Here is a 23,786-nt window from a genome sequence, read left to right as displayed (position 1 = left end):
GACAAAGGCAATACTAACCATTCCTGCCGTCCGGACGCAAAAGTATGACGAATCCGCTCGCCCACCCGCGAGCCGTTCGTAATGCCCTGCCGGGGGAAGCGATAGGAACAGGCTGTCCCGGCATCGTCAACGCGTCGCCGCCTGAGAGTCCGGACGGCAAGCCAGAGCAGGGCGATCTCCAACCAAGACGGCGTCAGTAGCATCGGTTGCCTCGCCAGGCGATGGGCCCCCTTGCCGCCCCTCGGAGACGGGTGGTCCGGCGTTGAGTTCACGTACGTCGCGCGGGGCGCGGTCCTGGTCGCCGTCACCATGGGGCGCAGCCCGCACCGCGCTCACCTGGTGGGCGAGCATGCTGCGAGTCTCCTCTGGCCTGGTCCGTGACGGGCGCCACGACGAGATCGCTTGGGTGAGTCAGGGGGAACAGCTGGGCACAGGGGGGGGCTCGCAGCCTCAGGTCACGAGCCGCGTGGGGTTGGCGCCGACAAGGTTGTGAAGCCACGCTCGTCCATCGGGCGGTGGCGAGAAGCGAGCTCGCGAGCTGGCCCCTGGTGCCCGCAGGCCTTCGTTCTTGGGGCGGTAAGGGGGCGACTCCACTAAAATGTAAGGACAATAGGTTGACAGTCTTGCAATCCGGAGGTTGACTCTTCCCACCGCGTCGTGCGCTGACGCATCGAGACCGCGATCCGCGGTCAGCAGAAGGAGACGAAGATGTCCCACCCCCTTAGTGAAGGCGCCCTGGCCCTGCCTCCGCTGCGCCCTGGCCCCCACCAGAGACGCCTCGACACCATCGCCATCGTGGCGACCCTCGGTGGCCTGCTCTTCGGTTATGACACCGGAGTGATCAACGGCGCCTTGGAGCCGATGAAGCGCGACTTGGGCCTCACCGCCACCACCGAGGGCTTGGTCACCGCCACCCTGCTCATCGGCGCGGCACTGGGTGCCGTCCTCGCTGGCAGCCTGAACGACAACCTCGGTCGCAAGAAGACGATGACTAGCATCGCGGTCGTCTTCTTCGTCGGCGCGGTCGTCTGCGTGGTCACCCCTGGGCTGAACATCCTTCTCCTCGGACGCTTCATCCTGGGTCTGGCCGTCGGTGCAGCATCGGCCACCGTTCCTGTCTATCTGGCAGAGCTGGCACCCACCGAGAGACGAGGGGCCCTATCGGGTCGCAACGAGCTGGCCATCGTCATCGGCCAGATGCTCGCCTTCATCATCAACGCGATCATCGCGAACGTGTGGGGACACCACGATGGTGTGTGGCGCTACATGCTCGTCATCTGCGCTATCCCCGCGGTCTGCCTCTTCTTCGGCATGATGAAGATGCCCGAGTCCCCGCGCTGGCTCATCTCCAAGAACCGCCACGACGAGGCCCTCCAAGTCCTCATGCAGGTCCGCTCCGAAGACCGCGCCCGCGCCGAGATGGCCGAGGTCGAGCTTCTCGCGCAGGTGGAGAAGGAAGCCCACAGCGGCGGCTGGGCCGACATGTCCATCCCGTGGATCCGGCGTCTCGTGCTCATCGGCTGCGGTCTGGCCATGGCCCAGCAGGTCACCGGCATCAACTCGGTCATGTACTACGGCACGCAACTGCTCACTGACGCGGGCTTCTCTGCGGACGCGGCGATCGTCGCCAACGTCGCCAACGGCGTGCTTGCCGTGGTCGGTACGGCCCTGTGCCTCTTCGTGGTCATCGACCGCGTGCCCCGACGCAAGCTGATCATCTTCGGCTTCATCGCCACCACCACGATCCACGGCCTGATCGCCATCTGCGCGACGGTCCTGCCGGCTGGCACCACCCGTGCCTACGTCATCCTCGTGCTCTGCGTGACCTTCGTGTTCTTCATGCAGTGCTGCCTCAACGCCCCGGTGTGGGTGGCGCTGTCGGAGATGTTCCCGCTGCGGGTGCGCGGCTTCGGCATGGGCGTGTCGATCCTGTGCATGTGGTTGATGAACGCAGCGCTCACCTTCTCCTTCCCGATCATCACCGCCGCCTTCGGACTGCAGGGCATGTTCGGGTTGTTCTTCGTGATCGGCCTGATCGCCTTGATCTTCTTGGTCAAGTGCCTGCCCAACACCAGTGGCCGTTCGCTTGAGGAGCTCGAGCAGCACTTCGCCTCGGGTGGGCGTCTGTGACCTGACCGTTCGCCTCAGCGCACATCGAGAGGCATCCCTTGGCCCGACGCACTGTCGGTTCGCGCCAAGGGATGCCTCTTATCTGTCTGGTCGACCAGCGTCTTCGCCCGCCAGCGATCGCGTACGCACCCCTGCTTGAGCGCGGCATGGCTGGGGTTCCCCTCGGCCCTGGGCGCCTCCGCTCCCCAGTGCGACTTGTGCCGGCCACCTCACCGTGGAACTGCAACGTGGCGAAGAGGATGCCTGCGTATCTTTGCCAGTCGCGCAGGCTCGCCGGTATCGGTTACGGCAGCCAGCGCCATGCGCACAGCCTGTATCAGCCGCCCCGGCAGCGGCCCCTGAGCTGGAGTTGCCGCGCAGCTTGGCCGTCCTGGTCGAGGAGATCGCCCCGCGCACGGTGTCATGCGTGACCACTGCCGGGAAAGATAGGTACGTCGAGGCCGGAATGTCGCACCTCGACAGGAGGGCCGGAGATATAGCCCGCAGAACCTGCGTGCCCGGTCCTGGGCATACACGTCGCGCTGCACCTGGTCAGGGATCAAGATGACGACCAGATCACTCAGCGCATCCCTCGACTCTCCTGACTGGGCCGGCCATGCCGGTGCTGGGGTGTCCTGGGACGAATCCCGTCACTGGCGATGGCCGCCTTCCCATCCTTCCCGTCCTCTCCCACCGGGCTGGGCTCTACACGTTTTCATCGCACAGACGTTCTCAGTCGCGCCGCGCATGGCCAGGGCCACCGCGGCCGGTAGCCACTCCGCAGCCCGGAGATGTCCGCGCTGTTGTGCCGACTGGCGTCGTAGCCGACGAAGCATGTCAGCGCATGACGAAGGGCCGGGCATATTGCCCGGCCCTTCGTCGTACTAACTGCTGGTGGTACTAGCTGCCAGCCGTACTCTCCGCTGACGGGTCGCGTCAGGCCTTCTTCTTGGCGCTGGAGGATCCGGTGCGCGGAGCTTGCGCTTCGTCGCTGCTGTCAGCGTTGTGCGCCTCGGCCTCGAGGCGGATCTGGCGACCGCTTTCGATGGCCTCTTGGCGCTTCTTGGCCGCCTTCTCGCTCTGCTTTGTGTCGCGCGGGGGCAGCTGAATGGTCTCTTCCGCCTTGATGCCAGCCTGCAACTGACGTGCGCGCTCCATCTCGGCATCCACCTCAGCGCCGAACAGCAGCGCGTTGTTGGTGATCCACAGCCACAGCAGGAAGACGATGATTCCGGCAAGGGAACCGTAGGTCTTGTTGTAGCTGCCGAAGTTGGCAACGTAGAAACCGAATGCAGCAGATGCCAGACCCCACACCAGTAGGGCGATGACCGCGCCGACGCTGATCCACCGGAATTTCGGCTGTTGGATGTTCGGGGTCACGTGGTAGAGCAAGGCCACGATGATGATGACGACGACGAGGATGACGGGCCACTTGGCGATGTTCCAGATGGTCACCGCAGTGCCACCCATGCCGAGCAGGTCTCCGACAGTCTGGGCGACCGGACCGCTGACCACGAGGCCGACCAGGACGAGGCAGACCAGCAGCAGGATGACCAGGGTCAGCGCCAGGATGAGGGGGCGCAGCTTCCACATAGGTCGACCTTCGTCAACCTCATAGACGCGGTTCATGGCCCTGCTGAACGCGTTCACGTAGTTCGATGCCGACCACAGTGCCACCAGAAGACCGGTGACGAGCGCGAAGCCCGCTGCCTGCGTCTGCACCATCGACTCAACGACGGGTCGGATCTGGTCCAGGGAGGACGCCGGCAGGAACTGACCGCCGATGTCCAGGATCTTGTTCACCGAATCCGTTCCCTGCCCGAAGACACCCAGGAGTGAAATCAGGGCCAACAGGGCGGGGAAAAGGGATAGGACGGCGAAGTAGGTAAGACCCGCGGCGCTATCGGTGCACTGGTCGCGGCTGAACTCCATGAGCGACTTTTTGAGTGTGTACTTCCAAGACGGCTTGTGGAGCTCGTCAGGAGAATCCGGCTTACGGGGGTCGTCCGGATGGGGGGCGGATTGCGCTTTCGCGGCCGCCGCGCCTTCGGCTTCGGACATGGTGCTCCTCAGAAATGTATTGGGCTGCGTAACGACACTACCCGCGTGTCGCGCAGACCACACATCGTCCAGGCCGTGCGTGTGTCGGCACGTGACCCCGAGAGGGCGAACAGGATTCAGGTGATTCCGGGTGACTCCTGACCTGCGCGGCCAGCGGCTCCGGGCCGGGGCGGCGGATCGGGTCTGCACCGGATAGCTGCATCGGGTGGGCCGGGAAACCCAGGCGTCGCAGCGCGCGGTCGGGCCGCGGCGTTCCTCGGGTTGGCTCATCAGCTCAACCAGCCGCGCCGTGACGTGGCCCGGTCGCGCCCGGGCACGAACTCCGTCATCGCTCGATCCATGGTTTCCCCCCAACCATCTGTCCCCCCTTGCAGGCAGCCATTGCGTGCTCACCGCTGCTTCTGCTCCCATCGGCGGCGGCTGGGCGGAACTGAGGGTCTACCTCGGTCTCCATTGAACGTCCGTTACGGACGGTGGCCTAAGACGACCGTTCCTGCGGCCGCCGCGGAGGTGGCCAGGGCCCTCGTCGAACGCGCCGGACGAGGCGGGCCCGGGGCTGGGGACAGAGCGAGCTCGCTGGGCGAGAGCCCGAGCGGAGGTGACCGAGGCGGAACAAGGGCAGGGGTGGCGACGAGGGAGGCGGGTGAGGGGCGCTGGGCGACGCGCTCTCTGAAGGGCGCGGGCGAAGCGCCGGCCCGGCCGGTGCCACTGGCGCTCTGCCGGGACAACGCGGGTCATCGATAGACAACGTCGTCACGCAGGGCGAGCTGGTGGGGAGCAGGTGCAGTCACCGTTCTTCGCAGTTGCAATCGCCAGGCCGTGTCGCGGTGACACCAGGAGACCAATCCCGGTCCCGCGGAGGTGGTCGGCCGCAGCATGCCGACATGCCGCCGGGTCGTCGCCGCGTTTGGTCCAGGTGAGCAGAACACTGCGCTCCGATCCAGGTGGGACTGGTCGCCGCAACTCGGCGACCGTGCCGCCCTTCGGCGTGGAAAGCGACGGGGCTGGCGAGGGTGCGGGAGCCGTAACACCGCACGAGGTAAACGCACGGGTCCTCACCGACCTTTGGGTGAGCACACCCGCGCCGCGCCAGGGGGCCCGTGGGCGCTTCATCCACTACCGTCGTGCCATGGCTCGACCACATGCAGCCGCCCTCATCGAGGACGCCTGGAACCAACGAATGAACAGCGTGCTCGCCTCACGCGGCTGGAAAGCCCGCGCGGTTGGGCTCACCGGCTACGGCTCCACCGAATTCGTACGAGTGCTGGGTCGGGTGCTGCTGTCGCGGCACCCGAACGAGATCGGTTCCGATGTGGCCGACCCTGAGGGCGACGACTACACGATGAAACCTTCGGACCGGGTGCGCGGCTGGCGGGCTTTCGTTACTGCGCAGGTGATGTACGCCCCGGTGAGGATCGTGGTGGCCGGCAAGGAGCATTCGGCCCGTACCGACCGCAGTGGATACGTCGACGTGGTTATTGAAGGGCACGACCTGCCCCCCGGCTGGCATGAAGTGACAATTGCGGCTGAAGGCGGCCTTCCGGTGCCGGCCAGCGTCTACATCGTCGACCCGGCGGTGCGTTTCGGGCTGGTCAGCGACATCGACGACACGGTCATCACGACCTCGCTCCCTCGTCCGCTGATCGCTGCCTGGAACACTTTCGTACGGCAGGAGCAGGCCCGGCACATCGTGCAGGGCATGGCGCCCATGTATCGGGAGTTGCTCGCCGACCACCCGGGCGCTCCGATCTTCTACCTGTCGACGGGTGCCTGGAATACGGCCGGGACGTTGACGCGCTTCTTGCGTAGTCACGGGTACCCGGCGGGGCCGCTGCTGCTGACCGACTGGGGCCCGACGAACACTGGCTGGTTCCGCTCCGGCCAGGAGCACAAGCGGGTCAACCTGCACCGGTTGGCTCGTGAATTCCCGCAGATTCGATGGGTTCTGGTGGGTGATGACGGGCAACACGACCCGAAGATCTACGGCGACTTCGCTCGGGATCGGCCCGATGTGGTGCGCGCCATCGGGATTCGCGAACTGACCGCCGCTGAACAGGTGCTGAGTCACGGTATTCCCGTCTCAAACGAGGGCTTCGCTGCGCGGGTGCACCGCCCCGTGCCGGTGGTGCGGGCACCAGACGGTTACGGGTTGCTGCCCAAGCTGCGGGCAGTCCTCGCCCAGAGCTGAGGTGACTCGATGCCTGAACTGCCAGAGGTAAGCGCGCTGGTTCACTTCCTGTCCGAGCGACTGGTTCCCACCGCGGGCGGGCCCCGGGTGGTGACGGGTGTCGAACTCGGCTCGATTGCGGTGTTGAAGACGTATTCGCCACCGCCGGAAGCGTTCGCCGGGTTGCCGGTGAGCGCGGTGCGCCGGCACGGAAAGTTCCTCGATATCGACTGCGATGGACTGCACCTGGTGTTTCATCTGGCCCGGGCCGGTTGGTTGCGCTGGTCGGATTCCCTGCCCGAAGCCCGACTACGACCGGGTAAGTCACCCATCGCGCTGCGGGTGCGTTTCGATGACGGCAGCGGCTTCGACCTGACCGAGGCGGGTACGAAGAAAAGCCTGGCGGTGTATCTCGTCGAAGATCCGGCCAGCGTGCCGCGCATCGCCTCCCTCGGCCCCGACCCGCAGGCTGAGTCCTTCACCCGGGAAGTCTTCGCGCAGATCCTCGGCGAGCGCCGCACCCAGATCAAAGGCGTCCTGAGGGATCAGAGCGTCATCGCCGGTGTCGGAAATGCCTACTCCGATGAGGTCTTGCACGTGGCGAAACTGTCACCGTTCGCGCTCGCCTCGAAACTCACCCCTGAGCAGGTTGAGCGGCTGTATCTGGCATTGCGGGAGACGTTACAGGGGGCAGTCAGCGCTGCTGCAGGCAAACCCGCCAAGGAACTCAAGGATGCGAAACGGGCCGGGATGCGGGTGCATGGCCGCACTGGGCAGGCCTGCCCGGAGTGCGGGGACATCGTCCGGGAGGTGTCCTTTGCGGACTCCTCGCTGCAGTACTGCGCCACGTGCCAGACCGGAGGCAAACCACTGGCCGACCGACGAATGTCGCGCCTGCTGAAGTAACACTGGACCCGACCCCTCCGGACGGGCCGTTCAGGGCAACGCATGTTCCCGGCCCGCGCCGCTGAAACCTGTTTTGTCGCGGTTGCTGCGGTGCTCTGTTCGGGTCTCCCAAGGTGCGCCCAGAGCCATCACCCAACAGCACGGGTCGCCGCCGCTGATGATGGAGGGCCAGTGCCTCCACGGACTCCTCATGGCTTTCTCATGCGCCACAAGGCATGGGCCGCGGCCGACGTCCTAGGTGGCAGCGCATCGCTGGATACGCGCTGGAACTTCGTCGACATGGGCCCTCGCTTTTGTGAGGAGCCCAATGTGACGATGGAGTATGAGCACGCCTGCGGAAGGGCAGGACATCGTTCCTGTGGTGGCTAATTCCGACCTCCCGGACAACGCAGTACTCCTCGACGTTCGCACTGGCGAAGAGTGGTCTTTGGGCCGCGCACCGGACTCCCTCTGTATCCCGCACGACCAGGTGGCCGAGCGTCTTGAGGAGGTACCGGAGACTGATCCGGTTCTCGTGGTCTGCCGTGATGGCCGTAAATCCCGTGAGGTCGCGGCCTTTCTGCGCGGCCGGGGCAGGAACGCTGTGAGCGTGGACGGCGGCATGCTGCAGTGGGCGGCCAGCAACCGGCCCCTCTCGCATGACGGTCCAGGTGCCCCGGAGGTCCACTGAGCTGCTCGGCACGCTCGGTTCAGGCCCGACGATCCTGGAGGCCCGATGGGCCGACCGGGCGGTTGACGCTGACGCAGGTGTGGCAGCACGGAGGGCGACTGCGCGATGTCGACCCTCAGCCAGACGCAGGAGTCTGGGTATTGCCCCCCAGCGATGGAGGCGCGGGACAACCGTGCCCGCATCGCAGCAGCGGAGGGCATCCGCCAGCGGCCAAGCAGGACGTGGGCGTAGCTGCGCCGCCGGGTTACGGGTGCTTTCAGCTCGTCTGCGGGCGAGTTGTCGTTGCGACCTCGGTGCACGGACTTGGTGCGTTCCCGTGGGCCTGCAGGCGGCTCGCCCTGGGTCTGGATACGCCTTCTGTGCATGAGCGCCATCACCCGGTCCGATGGGAGCACCCAGCTGTTCGGCGTACCTGCTGGAGCGAGCGTGTCGCGCCATTGGCGACGTGGTTTCTTCATGCCGCCGGCGCGCGGCGGTCGTGGCCACCGTTGCCTCGCGCACTGGTTCGTGGGTGCGTGGCAACGGCACGGTCGAGCCAGCGGGCAGGTCTGGTCTGCCACTCGACGGCGCCGCGAGTGACGGTAGCGGTGTAGCCGCGCTGATGAACCAGGGTGTGGTGGGCTTGGCAGAGCATCGCTAGGTTGCCCAGATCGGTGTCGCCGCCCGATGCCCAATGAACGATGTGGTGGACTTCGCACCACCCGGGCGGTCGGTCGCAGCCGGGGAAGCTGCACCCTTTGTCGCGGAGCCGAACCGCTGTCACCTGCGCGGGGCTGGCCAGTCGGGCTTGGCGCCCCAGGTCGAGTAGCGCGTTGTCGGTGCCTAGGACGGCGGGGATGATTCCTGCGTCGCAGGCCAAGCGCCGCACACTCGCTGCCGGGAGCGGTTGATCGAAGCCAGTGGTGCCAGCGCGAAGACCAGCCGCGAGGTCGTCATAAGCCATGGTGAGGACGACCTGTGCTCGTACCGGTGAGGTGGGGCGGTGCTCAGGCAGGAAGCTGGGGGAGGTGGCCAGGTGCGCGCACATCTCACGGATGACATCGGCGCGGCGTTGCCCGGGCAGGCGGCAGTCGGGGTTGCCGTCGGCATCGCGAATGGGGGCGCCCAGGGCCGATAGCGCGGCTTCGACGACTGCGTGGCTTTCGGGATCCAGGACGACGGTGGCCACGTACATGCCTGCGTTGTCTCGTCGGAATCCGCTGAGGTTGCGGCGCTCGTATTGGGTGCGGGCGCGCTCCTGCGCCAGTTGGGGTTGGCCGTAGTTGTAGATGATGTGGTCACGGGCTTCGGCGATCTGCCGGGGGCCTGCCCCGTCGGCGCAGTACTCGGCGAGCACCTGCAGTGCGATGTCGGCGAGTTCGGGCTCCACCTCCCTGCGGAGGGCTCGGAACTCGCGGGCGACTGCGGCGGCTTCGGTCACCCGGATGCGTCCGCCCTGCGCGGCGTCGCGCAACGGTTCCAAACCCGGTTCGGCGCACTCTGCGGCAACGAAACGGAACTGGCTGGCCTCGCGCCCGGTGACGGGCACGTCCACGCTGGCGGCGGCCTGGACCATCCACTGCGCCGGCCCGGCTGCGTCGGAGGCCGCAACTACTCCCCGCACGTCGGCTTCATGCAGCAGCGCGACCGCCGAGCCTTCGCATAGGGCCCGTACCTGCATGAGCGAGGCGAACAACTCCGGGATCTCAGACTCGAACATGGCGGGCAGGTGGTCAGGTAGGTCCTGCAGCGCCTGGGCAGCCCGCGAGAGTGCTGCTGTCGCTTCAGCGACTGCCCTCATCGACGGAATGCCCTTGCCCATACTCGAGTCTAAATCGAACACACATACTACATCAAGTGTTTTCAACAGCTATAACGCTCTAAGGTAGGAGGTTGTGCGGCTGGCGAAGATGCCCGGCGTCCACCAAGAAGCGGGGGAGTCGCGGGGGTGCGGTTACCCAGAAATGGACCGCAGAACTGAGCGCACCTTGTCGACCCGCACCAAACAGTCAGTGGCGCGGGTCAGCAGTCAGTGGAAAGGGCGATCCGCCGGGTTTGTTTTCTGCGCGCCTCTGTCTGGCGGGCTAGAGCGGCTTATAGTCTCCGGTCGTGGATCCGATCACTAACCCGTATGCCCCAGGTGCCGGGCAACGTCCCCCTGAGCTTGCCGGCCGCGACGAGCAGTTGCGCACCTTCGATGTGGTGCTCGAGCGGATTGCGCGGGGCCGCCCGGAGCGCTCGATCGTGCTGACCGGGCTGCGTGGTGTCGGAAAGACGGTGCTGCTCAACGCGCTTCGCTCGTCGGCGGTGCGGGCCGGCTGGGGCAGTGGAAAGTTTGAGGCGCGCCCCGATCAAGGGTTGCGGCGTCCGATGAGTGCGGCCTTGCATGTGGCGGTGCGGGAGTTGGGCCATCCGCAGCAGGACGACGTGGATCAGGTGTTGGGTGTTATCAAGGCATTCGCCTTGCGGGATGCCCCGGCGAACGCGAAATTGCGCGACCGGTGGCAGCCGGGCATCGACGTGCCGGTGCAGAACGGTCGCGCCGATTCGGGTGACATCGAGATCGACCTGGTGGAGCTGCTGACCGACGTGGGCGGGTTGGCTGCTGACGTGGGTAAAGGTGTGGCGGTCTTCATCGATGAGATGCAGGATCTCGGTCCCCAGGACGTATCGGCGTTGTGCGCGGCGTGCCATGAGATCAGTCAGAACGGTTTGCCGGTGATCGTCGTGGGTGCGGGGCTGCCGCATCTGCCCGCGATCCTCAGCGCGAGCAAGTCCTACTCGGAGCGGCTGTTCCGGTACAGCCGTATCGACCGGTTGGATCGGGCTGCCGCCGAGCATGCCTTGCAGGTCCCGGCGCGCGAGGAAGACGCCGAGTGGAGCCAGGACGCGCTGGAGGCGATGTACCACGCGACGGGTGGCTACCCGTACTTCATTCAGGCCTACGGCAAGGTGACTTGGGATGCGGCGCCGGCCTCGCCGATCAGCGCCCACGATGTGGCGGTCGCGGGCCCGGAAGCTGAGGAGGAGTTGGGTGTCGGGTTCTTCGGTTCGCGTTTTGAGCGTGCCACTCCAGGGGAGCGTGAGTATCTGCGGGCAATGGCTGAGGTTGCCGCCGAGCAGGTGGCCGCAGGTGAGGAACTCGACGAGACCGAATCGGTCCCGACCGCCGAGGTCGCTAAACACCTGGACCGCAAACCGCAGTCGCTGTCTCCAGCGCGTGACGGCCTGCTGAAGAAGGGCCTCATCTACTCCAGCGAACGCGGCCGCATCGCCTTTACCGTGCCCCACTTCGGCAAGTACCTGCGCAGCATCGCCTGAAGGGTGCTGTCCGGCCCGGCTGATCTCGAGGCAGGGCGGTCGTCGGGATCGAGGGTGAGGGCGCCGGTTAGGTCGTCCCACGGTGCCGGGTAGTGAAACACCGGGGGGTGATGCGCACCGAGCCGGGGAAGGCCGTGGCAGTCCGTCAGGCCGCGTTGGGTGCGGCGGACAGCGTGGCTGGGTGGCCCGCAACTGGACATCTCCCAGGAACATTGAGAATGGCCAGTTCATGGCCCGTGCCATGCTTCAGGGCACCGTTCACCGTTCGCTTCCGTGCCCCGAGAGGGGTTCTGGTCGACCCACGGCACACTCGGTCGCCGGTGAACGCTTGGTGCACGGTGATGGGCCCGCCGTGGATCGGTCATGGGTGAAGGCCGTGGACGCTGCTGGGTGTGAGGAGATAAAGGTATGGGCGCAAGCGTCGAGACCACCTGGCCCGGTCACGGGCCGTGGGTCGCGTCCTACCGGGTGCTGTTCGCGCTCCTGGCTTTCTGGGCTGCTGTGGTGATTCCCGCGTGGTCGGCTCTCGGTCTTGGCGGCGGGGGGCTCGGCTGGCACGTCCACGAGATGGTCTTCGGTGTCGGCGGCGGGGCCCTCGCCGGATACCTCCCCACGGCGTGCACGAGCTGGACCGGGCGGGCACCGATCTCCGGACGCCCCGTGATGATTCTCGCCGCACTGTGGATCCTCGCCCGCGTCGTGATGTCGGTCGCGCCAGGGACGCTTCCCACAGCAGTGACCGCCGTCGGTGTTGGAGCGGTGTTCTGGTGGATCGCCGTCATCGTCGGGCGGGAGATGCACCGCTCCATCAAACCCATCGGCGGATACCCGCGGTCGCTCATCGTGTTCTGCGTCATCGCGGGCGCCGGATCAGGGTTCGTCGCCACCAGACCCGTCGTGACCGAAGCGCTCGCCAACGCCATGATCCTGCTGTTCACCACCCTGCTGACGGGCGTAGGCGGCCGGATGGTGCCCGCCTTCGTCAATTGGACCAACACCCGGCTCGGTGTGCCGGTCGTCGTCATCAAGCCGGTCTGGCGCCGAGCGGCGTTGGTGCTGCTGGGTACAGCGATCGTGACGGCGCCCTGGCCATCGATCTCGGCGTCGCTCGGGATGGCGGCAGCGGTGGTGTTGGTCGCCCACATGGCACGGTGGCCGTACCGTAACGCGCGCCACGACAGCCTGGCACTGATGACGCTCGTGGCGTTCTGCTGGATTCCCGTCGGCCTGGTGCTGTGGGGGCTCAGTCGTCTGGGCGTCGTCCCTCTCGAACCGATGACCGCATCGCACTGCCTGACCATCGGTGCGCTCGGCGGGTTGGTCATCGCGGTGATGTCGCGGGCTCCGGCTCGTCGCGGCGGGGGCTACCTTCATGTGCGCGCTCCGGCCCTGCTCGGGTTCCTCGCCGTCATGCTGTCGGCCGTGACGCGACTGGCGGAACTGAACGACCTGTCGGGTTGGCTGTGGGCCATCGGCTGGGCCCTGGTGTTCGTGGCGCACCTGCCCGCGTTCTCCGGGCCCGTTCCGCGCCCGATCTTCAGCGCACGGCGCCTGCCGGCAGTTGAGCCAACGAGCTGAGCTCGTCAGGGCCCTGGCAGTGGCGGTGTCCCGTTCATAACGCGCGGTCTCGCGCCGATAGGGCTACGAGGCAGGTACACGTCGATGCGTCGGACGACATCGTCGGGAAACGGCCTGAATTCGGCTCGCGCTCAAGGTATTTGAGAGATAGTCAAGGGTAGGGTTTTCAGGTGTCGGCGGGGCGTCGGCACGGCCGATTCTGGTGGGGGAGTAGTCATGTCTCGTAGGTTGAAGCTCGCGATGGTGGCCGTGTTGGCCGTGTCCCCGATGGTTGTGGCTGCACCGAGTGCGCAGGCCGCTCCCAGCGCCTCCAAGTACAAGAACTGCGCCGCGCTCAACCGTGTCTATCCCAACGGTGTCGGCAAAAAGGGTGCCGTCGACAAGACGTCGTCGACGCGCGTCCGCAACTTCAAGGTCGATACCGCGCTCTACAACTCGCTGCCCAAGACCCTCGACCGTGACCGCGACGGCATCGCTTGCGAAAAGCTCACCAAGGGTGCTTCAGCAAAGCCCAAGAAGGCGCCAGCTAAGCCGAAGCCCGCTCCCGCCAAACCCAAGAAGGCGCCAGCTAAGCCGAAGCCCGCTCCCGCCAAGCCCAAGAAGGCGCCCGCCGCAGGCAAGACCGTCAGCTCTCCGGGCGGTTTCGCGTTCGTCACTCCGAGCGGCAACGTTGCCTGTCTCGCAGGACCGAGCGACGTGCGGTGCGACATCAACCAGTTTGCGTACGTGCTTCCGACTCGTCCCAGCACGTGTGAGCTCGAATACGGGCAGGCATTCGAACTCCGCCGCACTGCAGCGCCCGGGTGCATCAGTGACACCTTGGCAGGCACGGCCTTCCGCACGCAGAACTGGTTCCGCAAGAGTGGCCTTAAGCCCCTTGCGACACAGGCGGGCCCGCAGGCCGTCCTGCCGTACGGGTGGAAGCTCAACAGCACCCAAATCTCCTGCACCTCGGCCACCACCGGGGTGACCTGCATCAACACGACCACCCGCCACGGCTTCACGCTTGCCAAGGCCGGCTACCGGATCTTCTGACCCGGGCAGCTCGGGGTCTGTCCGGTAGGCGACCGGTTTTCAGGGGCGGGGTGCCAGCGTTCGGTCGAGCCGCATTGATGGGGTGAGCTGCTGTGTCCTCGCCTCGGCTCCGGGGCGGCAGTACCGGATAACTAACGCGCCCGTTCAGGTTCGGTTGGTTCGCACGGCCTACTAGTACGAGGCCGTGTTCAGACCGCCGTGAGGTCGAGGAGACCCTGCGCGCTATCAGCGGCTGCGTTTTTCCATCGCCCTGGGTACGCCCCCGTCGGTGGGCTCTCCCGGCGTCTGGTCCTGCAGTGCGACGGAGAGATTGCCCCCTTCTGACCTACCTTCACCCTGGCCTTTTTCGGTGCCTGACTCTGGCGGTATGCGCATGAGGGGGTCTTCTTAGGTAAGGCTTACCTTGCTAAGGTCTGTGTCATGCAAGCGGTACTTCACGCGGGGAGGGGGGTGGCGATTCCCGGCACCCCACCTATCGCTTGGGTGCCACGGCCTTCCCGCCTGGGAACGTCAGGCAGAGGCCCTTTCAACCGCACTGTGCCCCGGTGCTCGTCCACGACCTGGAGCCACGTTTCCCCGCCGCTTTCTATCGCAGCAACCGATCCCAGATCGACCTGGCAGTGGCGCGCATAGACCAGTTCGCGGCACCAGCCCGACGTACGAAAGCACCCGTTATCAAGACCGAACAGCCGCCGTCCCAGGGCCCCGCCGAGCCGGGCCGCCTCGACACCAACCACGTCTTGGCGAACGACGCGGCAGTCAGTGGCAGAACCGTCCTCTCAGACCGCGAGGGACCTGGCGCAACCAATACGGCGCTCCCGGCCGACGTCAGTATCTGCGCCCCCGGTTACGAGCCGCCCAACTCGGCCGCGCTCCTGGATACTGACGCCGCGCTATTGCGCCGTGATGACCTGGGCCGCACCCTAGCTCGACACGACCTCACTGCGACGTGGGACGTCGAGGACACCCGGCGGCTCGTCTTCATGGGGCAGTCCCGGCATCAGCACGGTCGTGGCGTTCTCCCGCTGAGGGCCCTCGCCGCCCGAGCCTGTGAGATCGTCGGCGCACTTATCGGGACGCACCCCGAGGTGGGCCGTTCGGGATCGCATCCCTCGATGGTGTCAGCTTCGTGAGCGCCCTGCTCGAAGCGCGCGGGCTGGTCGTCGGATACCCGGGCAGACCAGCAGTCCTCCACGGCGTTAACGTCTCGATCCCCGATGGCGCTTTCACCGCGGTTGTGGGGCCTAATGGGTGCGGCAAGTCCACCCTCTTGCTCTCCCTTGCTCGCCTGCTCCGTCCCCAGGCTGGCGAGGTCTTCGTCCGTGGGCGCAACAGCAGATCCTTCTCCCCGCGAGAGCTAGCCCGTACCCTCGCCGTCCTCCCGCAGCAGCCCAGCGCTCCCGATGGAATCATCGTGCGCGACCTCGTCCTACGCGGGCGACAACCCCACCGACGCCCCTTCGCCCCACCCACCGCCTCCGACCGGGCCGCCGTGGACGCCGCTCTGGCAGTGACCGCCACGACCGGCCTCGCGGACCGTCCGGTGGCTCGGCTCTCAGGCGGTCAACGCCAGCGTGTGTGGATCGCGATGATCCTGGCGCAGGACACCGGCGCGCTGCTGCTCGACGAACCGATCAGCTTTCTCGACATCGCACACCAGGTCGACGTACTCGACGTATGTGCCGCTCTCGTTGACCGTGGCGGCGCCGTCGTCGCTGTCCTGCACGACCTCGGTCTCGCCGCCCGCTACGCCGATCACGTCGTCGTTGTCCACGCCGGCCGGGTCGTCGCCTCCGGGACTCCCGCGGACGTCGTCACCGCCGAGATCGTCGGCGAGGTTTTCGGTCTCGCCGCCCGGGTCGTCCCCGACCCGGAGACAGGGACTCCCCTGGTCGTGCCCCGCCGCCGTCCGATTCCAAAGATCGCATGACCACCAGGGCCGTATCTCAGCCCGCTCGCAGGTTAATGGCGGGCGCGAGGTCTACCCATGGGCTGCAACGGTCTGGCATGCAACACCGTCAACGACGTTCTCACCGTCGCGCACGCCGCTGTCGTCAGCGCCTGACTAACACGCCTCACCAAACCCACTGATCACGAGTGCTCCCGTACCCCTCAGAGAAGGACTCACCATGCGCATCACGACTGCACTACCCATGCTGCTCAGTGCCGCCCTCACCCTCACCGCCTGCGGCGGTACCTCGCCGGAGGAAACACGAGCTTCCGCATCGGCATCCTCGTCGACGCAGGCCGCGACCCGGACCGTCGAGACAGCCTTCGGTCCCGTGACCATCCCGACGGCGCCGAAGCGCGCTGTTGCTCTCGAGGGCGGCGTCGGGCCCTTGCTTGGCGCCGGGATCACGCCCGTCGCGACCATGGATGGCGACTACGCCGACTCCTTCCTCCCGGAGGAGTACGCGAAGGTCAAGGACCTTCCCCTCGTCCTCGGCAAGGACGGGCCCGAGTACGAGAAGATCGTCGCGCTCAAGCCCGATCTCATGATCGGATTCGTCCGAGGTGGTACGGAGAAAGAGCTTTCCGCCGAGGCTAAGGCCCAATGGGCCAAGCTCAACGCCATCGCCCCCACCGTCCTTATCCGTGCTACCGGCTCCGCTGAGACCAAGGACGCCACCTTGAAGATGAGCCAGGCGCTGGGGGACGGCGAGGACGCGAAGAAGGCTAAGGAGGCCTACGAGGCCAAGGCCGCCGAGATCAAGAAGACCTACGCAGACGTCCTGTCGAAAAACATCTTCGCCCCCCTCGACTACTTCAATGAGGTCAACGTGTACTCGCCCATCTCGTGGCCGGGTGACACCATTACCGACGCTGGCGGAACGCTCACCTCCGTCTCCGCGCAGGAGACCAAGCAGAACGCCACCTTCTTGTCAGCCGAGCAGCTGACTCGTCTCCACGACGCCACCGTCGTCTTGTATGAGCAGACCGTTGACGGCAAGCCCGGCGAGGGCGCGGTCGAGCTCCAAAAGTTGCCGACGTACCCCACGATCCCGGCCGTCAAAGCCGGGCACGCTTACGGACTGCCGTACTTCTTCGCCGACCGCTATGAGACCGGTCTGAAGTCCCTCGAGGGGTTCGAGACCATTCTCAAGAAGCTCTCCTGACCAAGGTGACCTCAGAGGACATCCCCATGACCGGGCTCCGGCTTACGCGCTCCCAGGGTGTGCTCCATGCCCACTTCGTCGACGGCGACTGCTCCCGCTACACGGTCGAGGAGGGGATCGAACTCAACGGCCTCATCCACCTGCCCCGACTCCTTACCTCGGCCGAGCATGCCGACGCCGTCCCGTCGGGACGGGAACCGCGCGTCGACATCAATGAGTGCGTGAGCGTGCCCGGTCCCGTGATCCGGCCCCAAGCTCTCGCCCATCTCGAGGAGAGCCGGACAGATATCACCACCCAGCCCGTGCCGTGAGGGGCCTGCTCGACCCAGACGTCTGGGTTGTCGACCTCACACCTCTGAAGGTCAACGACCAATACCGGCTGCTCTTTGCCGGACGGCTCATCTCGACCTTCGCACTAGGCATGCTCATGGTCGTGTTGACGGTGCAGACCTACGACCTCACGGACTCGTCGCTGCAAGTGGCACTCGTCAACACCGTCCTCGGGCTGTCCACCCTCGTGGGCTCTTTCATCGGTGGCGTGCTCGCCGACCGTGTAGATCGGAGGCGGGTCATCCTCGTCTCTCGGGCACTAGCCGTCGTCGGGTTCGTCGCTCTAGCGGTTAACGCTGCGTTTCCGGAACCGTCCGTCGCTGTCCTCTACCTGTTCGCGGTGTGGGACGGCGTGACGGGAGCCGCGGGTGCGGCGGCTTTCGGGGCGGCGGTCCCAGCCGTCGTGGAGCCGGCGATGCTGCCCGCCACCGGGGCGCTCATGGCGCTCTCAGTAGACCTCGGTGCGGCGGCGTCGCCGCTGGTCGCGGGCCTGCTTGCGGGCTACGGCAGCCAGGGCCTTGTCTACTGGGCCGTTGCCGGGGTGAGCGGGATCTCCTGGCTCCTCCTCGTTCGGCTGCGGCCCCTGCCTCCCGACGGCGGAGGTCCCGGAGCTGCCCCGATCGCCGAGGGCCTCGCCGGCTGGGGCGCCGACCTCGTCGAAGGAGTGACGTTCGCGGGCCGCGAGCCTGTCGTCGCCGTGGTCCTCGTCCTCGGCTTTCTACAGATCCTCCTCGCCTCCCCGCACGTGCTCATCCCCGAGCTCGTCGAGGGCACGATCGGCGGGGGGCCTCAGGACGTCGGTCTCATCTTCTCTGCTACCTCGGTCGGCGCGCTGGTCGCCACGACGGCGAGCGGTTGGGTGCCGCGCGTGCGACGTGTCGGCGTCGTCCTTGGCGTTGTATTACTCCTCGGCAGCCTGGGTATCGCCGCCTTCGGGCTAGCGCCCACCATAGTGCTCGCTGTCAGCGCGATGTTCTTCGTGGGCGCCTGCGATGTCATTGCCGAAATCCTGCGCTTCACCATCCTCGCCGAGCGAACCCCCGACAGGCTACGGGGACGGGTACAGAGCCTGTGGAGCGCGCAGGTGACTGTCGGCGACAGCCTTGGCGGGCCCCTGCTCTCGCTCGTTGCTCGCGGCGTCGGTGTGCCTTTCGCCATCGCCGCAGGCGGCCTGCTCGCGGCGGCGGGCACCGCTGTCCTGCTCACTCGCCCCGCGCTGCGCACCCTCGTGCGCGACCCCGAGTCTTCCGGCGCCTTGTCCGGCGACCCGCCTGAACTAGGGGAACCTCGCCCGCCCACCACCGCCTAGGAGACTTGACATGAGCACCTTCGTGCCCCGTCACTACGAACCCGACGTCGATGGCGAAAAGATCGCCCAGTACTTGTTCGACTTGCGCCCGCGCCGCGTCACCGTCACGGGTACAACCCGCCTTTCCCGGCGGATGGTCCGTGTCCATTTCACTGGCGCCGACCTCGCTGACCTCCCCACCGTCGCCCCCGAGGATCACGTCAAGCTCTTCTTCGACGCAGAGGGGACCGGACGGGCCGTCCTGCCCGAGCTCGTCGACGGCCGTTGGTCGCCCGCCGGGTACACCTACCGCGACTACACGATCCGCGCGTTCAACCCCGACACGCTGCGCCTCGATATCGACTTCGTCCTGCACGGTGATGGCGTGGCGTGCACCTGGGCGCGGACGGCTCAGGTGGGCGACGAGCTCGGCATCCTCGGTCCCCGTGGTGCCTTCCGCGTCCACGACGTCTGCGACTGGCAGGTCTTCGCGTGCGATGAGACGGCACTTCCCGCGATGGCCCGTTGGCTCGAGGGTCTGCGACCCGGCGTCGCCGTCACGGCCTACGTGGAGGTCCAAGATGCCGGCGACGAGATCCACCTCGACAGCGCCGCCGACCTCACCGTTCACTGGCTGCACCGCGGCAACGCTGAACCTGGCACCACGACCCTGCTCGATGACGCCGTTCGGGCCCATCCGTTCCCGAACGAGGGGGAGGGCTTCGTTTGGGTGGCGGGGGAGTCGACCTCGATCAAGGGCCTACGTCGCTACCTGTCCAGAGATGTCGGCTTAGACCGCGACAGCTGGGATGTCGATGGCTACTGGCGCCGTGGCACCTCGAACCACGACCACCACACCGAGGGCGAGGACGGCGATGTCTGAAGCTCTCGTGGCGGCGCGGACCCGTGGCGCCGCCACTGAAGCGGACGGCACGCTCGCTACCCCCGATGCTGACGTGACGGCCTGGGGCGCGGGCCCACGGCTAGCCAGTCCTTTGGTTCTGGTCTGGGGGACGAGGATTCCGTGGTGACCTTGCAGAGCATGCGGGGCTGGGGTGCGGTCACGATCGGTCCCGTCGCACAGGTACGCCTGCGCGGGGGCCGCCACGCCGTCGCCGAAGTCATTGCCGTGCTCGCAGCTGCCCGTCCTGTGGCCCACCCATGAGCAGGCGTGTCCCGTTTGCCGTGGTCGCACTGCTGTGTCTGATCATCGGGCTCGCTACCGCGAGTCTTGCCGTGGGCTCCACCAGCATCGACCCGGGCACTGTCTGGGCCGCCCTGCGCGGTTCTGCAACTCCCGAGGTCGACGCCGTCGTCAACGGGCTGCGAGTGCCACGCACCGTTCTCGGAGTCGTTGCAGGCGCAGCCCTCGGCGCGGCGGGCGCGTTGACCCAGGCGCACACCCGCAACCCCGTCGCCGACCCCGGTCTCATCGGCGTCACTTCAGGGGCCTCCCTCGGCGTCGTCGTCGCCATGCTCCACCTCGGTGTCACCTCCCCAGCCGGGTACGTGTGGTTCGCCGTTGGTGGAGCAGTCCTCGCGGGGGCGGTCGTCCTGTGGCTCGCCTCCCGCGTCACAGCCTTCGAACCGATGACGACGGTCGTCCTCACCGGCGCTGTACTGTCCGCCCTACTCGGTTCTGCAACCAGCGCCGTACTTCTTCTCGACCGGCGCGCGATGAAGTCCTTCCAGATGTGGAGCATTGGTACAACCTCCGGGCGGGACTTGACGGTACTCGTCGACGTCGCCCCCGTCCTTCTCCTCGGACTACTCACCGCCGTCGTCAACCTCCCGTCCCTCGCCGGGCTCGAGCTTGGCGACCATCTGGCGTCCTCGTTGGGCCGCAACGCGGTCCGGGATCGCTTCGTCGGCCTCAGCGCTGTCGTGCTCCTTGCTGGCGGGGCCACGGCCCTGTGCGGAACCCTGGGCTTCATCGGCCTCCTAGCGCCACACGCCGCTCGCCGCCTCGTCGGCGCCCGGCCGATCTCGGTCGTTATAACCTCAGCCCTTGCCGGCGCGGCCGTGCTGCTAGCCGCCGACGTCCTCGGGCGAGTCGTTCTCACCACTTCCGAGGTCAGCGTCGGCATCATGCTCGCTCTCCTCGGGGCCCCCCTTTTCGTTGTGCTCGCCCGCCGTCTCGGAAGCGTCCGATGAGGCGGCCCATCGTTTTCGGTCTCATCGTGTTCGTCACCCTGGCGCTTGCTCTCGTGGACCTGTGTGCCGGGGAGGTGTGGATTCCCCCGGTCGAGGCGCTCGCCGCGCTGCGCGACCCGTCCGCGCCGCAGGCCTTCCTCGTGTACGAACTGCGGGCCGGGCACGTCGCGGGTGCTCTCGTCGTCGGGCTGTGCCTCGGAATGTCGGGGGCGATAAGCCAGTCCTTGCTGCGCAACCCGCTCGCTAGCCCCGACATCGTGGGTGTGACTGCGGGCGCGTCGTGCGCGGCTGTGGCGGCACTCCTCGGTGCGGGGGCCGGATCCTTCGTGCCGGGAGCGGCGGGTTCCTCAGTGGCGGTCGCCGCGTGCCTCGGCGGGGTTTTGGCGGGGCTGCTGGTTGTCGCATTGGCTTGGAACGGAGGTGTGGATGCCCGACGGGTCATTCTCGTCGGCCTCGGTGTCAACGCCGGACTGACGGCGCTGTCGTCGTGGTTACTCGCTCGCGCCGACCTGCCCGACATCGCGACGGCCACGGTGTGGCTCACCGGATCCCTGTCGGCGGCCTCTCTCGCGCTGGTGACTCCGGCGGCATGGGGGACCGTGCTCCTACTCGTGCTGTCCGTACTCACAGCGCGGACCCTCGACCTGCTGCGCTTCGACGAACTGACGGCCCGGTCACTGGGCGTGCGGGTGCCGCTCGCCCAGCTCGTTCAGGCGCTCGTCTGCCTCGCGGCGGCGTCTCTAGCGTGTTCGGTGGCAGGCCCGGTCGCGTTCGTTGCCTTCTGCGCGCCGCAGGTCGCGGCCGTTTTGCTGCGCACGGCTGGTCCGCCTGTTCTCGGGGGCGCTGCGGTGGGTGCGCTGCTCACCGTGGGGGCAGACCTCGCCGCTCGCACGCTGTTTCCCTACGCTGTGCCTGTTGGCCTGGTCACCTCCTTCTGCGGCGCACCGGTGCTGCTGTGGCTGCTGCTGCGGATTTCGAAGACCGCAACCCCATGAGGAGACCCCGCTTGAGCCTCGCGGATGGATTCGTCGTCCTCGCGTTGACTGCGCAGCGGGGATGGGGTCCTCGCGCATGATGTCACCAACGGGCCCGCTATCAGCGGCTGCGTTTTCCATCGCCCTGGATACGCCCCCGTCGGTGGGCTCTCCACACATCTGGTCCTGCAGTGCGACGGAGTCGGTAACGGCTAGTCCCACTAGCCCATGGAATATGTCAGGTTTTTTCCTGAGGCTAGATCGGGAGCGAAATTTCTAAATCCCGAAAAAGCGCTTCCACCAGTAACACTGGAGGGGCCTGGAGCGATGTAGTAACTGTCCGAGGGACCGCTCCTCGGCAACTCGCCCTGTTGTAAGTTAAAAGGAGCTCCCCCCGCTATGTCTGCCATGCATGCGCCCGACGCGAAGGCCCAGAGGAAAGCCGACAAGGCTTACGCCAAGGCGACGCGCCCGTGGTATAAGAAAAAGCGGTTCTGGCTGCTGGGCCTTCTGCTGTTAGTCGTGATTGCAGTGGCTCTGAGTGGCGGGGGTGACGACGCGAGCTCGTCGAAGTCAGGCACTGCCCCGGCTGTCACCGACTCATCTGCACAGCCGGATGCAGCAGCGGAGGCACCCGTCACGGTGTCTGCCGACAAGCTCACGGCAGACCTTAAAGACAACGCCCTGAAGGCCTCGAGTACCTATAAGGGTAAGCGTGTCACGACGACCGGAGTCGTCTCCAACATTGACGCCTCGGGTGCCTACTTCAGCATCCGCGGCTCGGACGAGTTCGACCTGTCAGGCATTCAGGTTTTCATTGACGATGAGCAAAAGAACACTGTCGCGGAACTTTCGACGGGCCAGAAGGTTACGGTGACCGGTGAGGTCACCGACGTGGGCGAAGTCATGGGCTACTCGATCCAGGCCGAATCGATCAAGTGACCAGGCGAGACTGAGTAACTACTAGAAGTGGGTGTTCCCGGATTGGTGATCCGGGAACACCCACCTTTATGCGTGGTCGCATTCTGCACGACTTAGCTGGCGACAGATCTAGCCGAGAAGACCAGTAGCTACTGCCGGATAAACTTCCTGCGCAGCTGCTGCGTGACGTCACCATCCGCCAAGAAAGCCCAGCCGGAAAAGAATCATCGCCCGAGTCAAACCTAAATATCAGCATTGGTTCCAGCGCGTTCGGTAGCTCACGTAGCTGCCTCAGTCTGGCGCCTAGTCCTGCAGTGCGACGGAGTCGGTCACGGTCTCTGCTGCGGGGAAGTTGCGCTTGGCCCATCCGCCTACTGCTTTGGTGCTGACACCGTTCACGGTTCCTCCGACGACTCCTCCGGCCAGTGGGACGAACTTGGTCAGGTTCACTACGCCTGTGCTGCCGGCGCGTGTGATGAGGCGAAAGCCCACACGGCGGTTGATCTCAAGCAGCGCCTTACCGGGAACCTTGTTGATCAGGGAGATCGCCCCCTTCTGACCTACTTTCACCCCGGCCTCTTTCAATGCCTCAGCGCCGGCGGATCCGATGAGGCTGAGCAGGATGATGCTCTGCACCTCCTCTGAGTGCACTTCATAGCCGCGCAGGTGAGCGATAGAGCCGGCTAGTCGTGCCTGCAGCATCCAGAGGGAGGCCGCATCTGCCGGGATCGACAGCGGCAGTGTCACCAAACCGCCCACGTTGGAAGCGAACCCGGTCGCAGCTGTCACTCGCACGTGGGTGGCGATGAGCCGCCCGATGGCAGCCTCAACCCCCCGATGGTGACGCAGATGCTCCTCGGCGACGGGGATGGAGCCTTGCCACGGCCCGGCTCCGTTGACGCCCACGGTGCGGATCTTCCTGCTGACCGCTGTCGCGGCGTCACTCAGGCGCTCCATGTCGTTCATTACCCAAGGCTAGCGACGTGCTAGCGATTGCCACTCCGACATAGGCATCACCGGAATCTCCGATGCAGCCCTCCCGGAGTAGCCATCGCTATCGCAGGCCGACAAGGCAACCGATGCGCGCCGGTGTCTGCATCTCCAGGGGCAGCAGACTAGAGATACCGGCGGCAGGCACGACGACTCAAACCCGGCGGGCGGCCGGCGTTGACCATCA

The 23,786-nt window shown here is 66.4% G+C and carries 19 protein-coding genes; 16 read left to right on the top strand and 3 right to left on the bottom strand.

What is annotated here, in order from left to right:
• Positions 1-708 precede the first annotated feature (708 nt).
• Positions 709-2,130, top strand: coding sequence for a sugar porter family MFS transporter (locus tag G9V96_RS08680; protein ID WP_168582676.1), 1,422 nt, complete (start codon positions 709-711; stop codon positions 2,128-2,130).
• A 915-nt stretch (positions 2,131-3,045) separates the two neighbouring features.
• Here G9V96_RS08680 and G9V96_RS08675 read toward each other — a convergent pair.
• Complete coding sequence (locus tag G9V96_RS08675; RefSeq protein ID WP_168582675.1) at positions 3,046-4,170, bottom strand: YihY/virulence factor BrkB family protein; 1,125 nt, start codon at positions 4,168-4,170, stop codon at positions 3,046-3,048.
• Between the two features lie 1,129 nt (positions 4,171-5,299).
• Between G9V96_RS08675 and G9V96_RS08670 the strand changes: the two genes are divergently transcribed.
• The 3 genes from G9V96_RS08670 to G9V96_RS08660 all read left to right on the top strand — a co-directional run bounded on the left by G9V96_RS08670 (position 5,300) and on the right by G9V96_RS08660 (position 7,913).
• Positions 5,300-6,358, top strand: a complete 1,059-nt coding sequence (locus tag G9V96_RS08670) for an App1 family protein (protein ID WP_168582674.1) — start codon at positions 5,300-5,302, stop codon at positions 6,356-6,358.
• Positions 6,359-6,367: 9 nt separating this feature from the next.
• Entirely contained in the window at positions 6,368-7,243 is an 876-nt protein-coding gene (locus tag G9V96_RS08665) for an Fpg/Nei family DNA glycosylase (protein WP_168582673.1), read from the top strand.
• A 322-nt stretch (positions 7,244-7,565) separates the two neighbouring features.
• Positions 7,566-7,913, top strand: coding sequence for a rhodanese-like domain-containing protein (locus G9V96_RS08660; protein WP_168582672.1), 348 nt, complete (start codon positions 7,566-7,568; stop codon positions 7,911-7,913).
• A gap of 454 nt (positions 7,914-8,367) precedes the next feature.
• Here G9V96_RS08660 and G9V96_RS08655 read toward each other — a convergent pair whose 3' ends face one another.
• Entirely contained in the window at positions 8,368-9,693 is a 1,326-nt protein-coding gene (locus tag G9V96_RS08655) for an HNH endonuclease signature motif containing protein (protein ID WP_168582671.1), read from the bottom strand.
• Positions 9,694-10,001: 308 nt separating this feature from the next.
• Here G9V96_RS08655 and G9V96_RS08650 point away from each other — a divergent pair, with 308 nt between their 5' ends.
• The 12 genes from G9V96_RS08650 to G9V96_RS08590 all read left to right on the top strand — a co-directional run bounded on the left by G9V96_RS08650 (position 10,002) and on the right by G9V96_RS08590 (position 22,630).
• Positions 10,002-11,213 carry an ATP-binding protein gene (locus tag G9V96_RS08650; protein WP_168582670.1) on the top strand — a complete coding sequence of 404 codons (1,212 nt, stop codon included), beginning with the start codon at positions 10,002-10,004 and terminating at the stop codon, positions 11,211-11,213.
• A 408-nt stretch (positions 11,214-11,621) separates the two neighbouring features.
• Positions 11,622-12,791 (top strand): NnrS family protein, encoded by a 1,170-nt coding sequence (locus G9V96_RS08645; protein WP_168582669.1) that lies wholly within the window; start codon positions 11,622-11,624, stop codon positions 12,789-12,791.
• A 216-nt stretch (positions 12,792-13,007) separates the two neighbouring features.
• Positions 13,008-13,826 carry an excalibur calcium-binding domain-containing protein gene (locus G9V96_RS14970; RefSeq protein ID WP_210424364.1) on the top strand — a complete coding sequence of 273 codons (819 nt, stop codon included), beginning with the start codon at positions 13,008-13,010 and terminating at the stop codon, positions 13,824-13,826.
• A 545-nt stretch (positions 13,827-14,371) separates the two neighbouring features.
• Positions 14,372-14,959 carry a cysteine hydrolase family protein gene (locus tag G9V96_RS08630; protein WP_168582668.1) on the top strand — a complete coding sequence of 196 codons (588 nt, stop codon included), beginning with the start codon at positions 14,372-14,374 and terminating at the stop codon, positions 14,957-14,959.
• Positions 14,956-15,756: an ABC transporter ATP-binding protein gene (locus G9V96_RS08625; RefSeq protein WP_168582667.1), complete on the top strand. Its 801-nt coding sequence runs from the start codon at positions 14,956-14,958 to the stop codon at positions 15,754-15,756. Before G9V96_RS08630 ends, G9V96_RS08625 begins: the two co-directional genes overlap by 4 nt.
• Positions 15,757-15,955: 199 nt before the next feature.
• Positions 15,956-16,942 (top strand): ABC transporter substrate-binding protein, encoded by a 987-nt coding sequence (locus G9V96_RS08620; protein WP_168582666.1) that lies wholly within the window; start codon positions 15,956-15,958, stop codon positions 16,940-16,942.
• Between the two features lie 26 nt (positions 16,943-16,968).
• Positions 16,969-17,253 carry a hypothetical protein gene (locus G9V96_RS08615; protein ID WP_168582665.1) on the top strand — a complete coding sequence of 95 codons (285 nt, stop codon included), beginning with the start codon at positions 16,969-16,971 and terminating at the stop codon, positions 17,251-17,253.
• On the top strand, positions 17,250-18,581 hold the full coding sequence (entS, locus tag G9V96_RS08610; protein ID WP_168582664.1) for an enterobactin transporter EntS: 1,332 nt from the start codon (positions 17,250-17,252) through the stop codon (positions 18,579-18,581). The genes G9V96_RS08615 and entS overlap by 4 nt, the downstream gene beginning before the upstream one ends.
• A gap of 10 nt (positions 18,582-18,591) precedes the next feature.
• Positions 18,592-19,443 carry a siderophore-interacting protein gene (locus tag G9V96_RS08605; RefSeq protein WP_168582663.1) on the top strand — a complete coding sequence of 284 codons (852 nt, stop codon included), beginning with the start codon at positions 18,592-18,594 and terminating at the stop codon, positions 19,441-19,443.
• A 278-nt stretch (positions 19,444-19,721) separates the two neighbouring features.
• Positions 19,722-20,714 carry a FecCD family ABC transporter permease gene (locus tag G9V96_RS08600; protein ID WP_168582662.1) on the top strand — a complete coding sequence of 331 codons (993 nt, stop codon included), beginning with the start codon at positions 19,722-19,724 and terminating at the stop codon, positions 20,712-20,714.
• On the top strand, positions 20,711-21,709 hold the full coding sequence (locus tag G9V96_RS08595; protein ID WP_168582661.1) for a FecCD family ABC transporter permease: 999 nt from the start codon (positions 20,711-20,713) through the stop codon (positions 21,707-21,709). The genes G9V96_RS08600 and G9V96_RS08595 overlap by 4 nt, the downstream gene beginning before the upstream one ends.
• 378 nt (positions 21,710-22,087) lie before the next feature.
• Positions 22,088-22,630: an OB-fold protein gene (locus G9V96_RS08590; protein WP_210424363.1), complete on the top strand. Its 543-nt coding sequence runs from the start codon at positions 22,088-22,090 to the stop codon at positions 22,628-22,630.
• Positions 22,631-22,912: 282 nt separating this feature from the next.
• Here the strand turns inward: G9V96_RS08590 and G9V96_RS08585 are convergent, their stop codons facing one another.
• Entirely contained in the window at positions 22,913-23,575 is a 663-nt protein-coding gene (locus tag G9V96_RS08585) for a hypothetical protein (RefSeq protein WP_168582660.1), read from the bottom strand.
• Between the last annotated feature and the right edge of the window lie 211 nt (positions 23,576-23,786).

The organism is Gephyromycinifex aptenodytis, assembly GCF_012277275.1.
GTDB classification, from domain to species: Bacteria; Actinomycetota; Actinomycetes; order Actinomycetales; family Dermatophilaceae; genus Gephyromycinifex; species Gephyromycinifex aptenodytis.
Note: the sequence above shows the minus strand (reverse complement) of the source record. Positions and strands in the feature narration are given on the sequence as shown.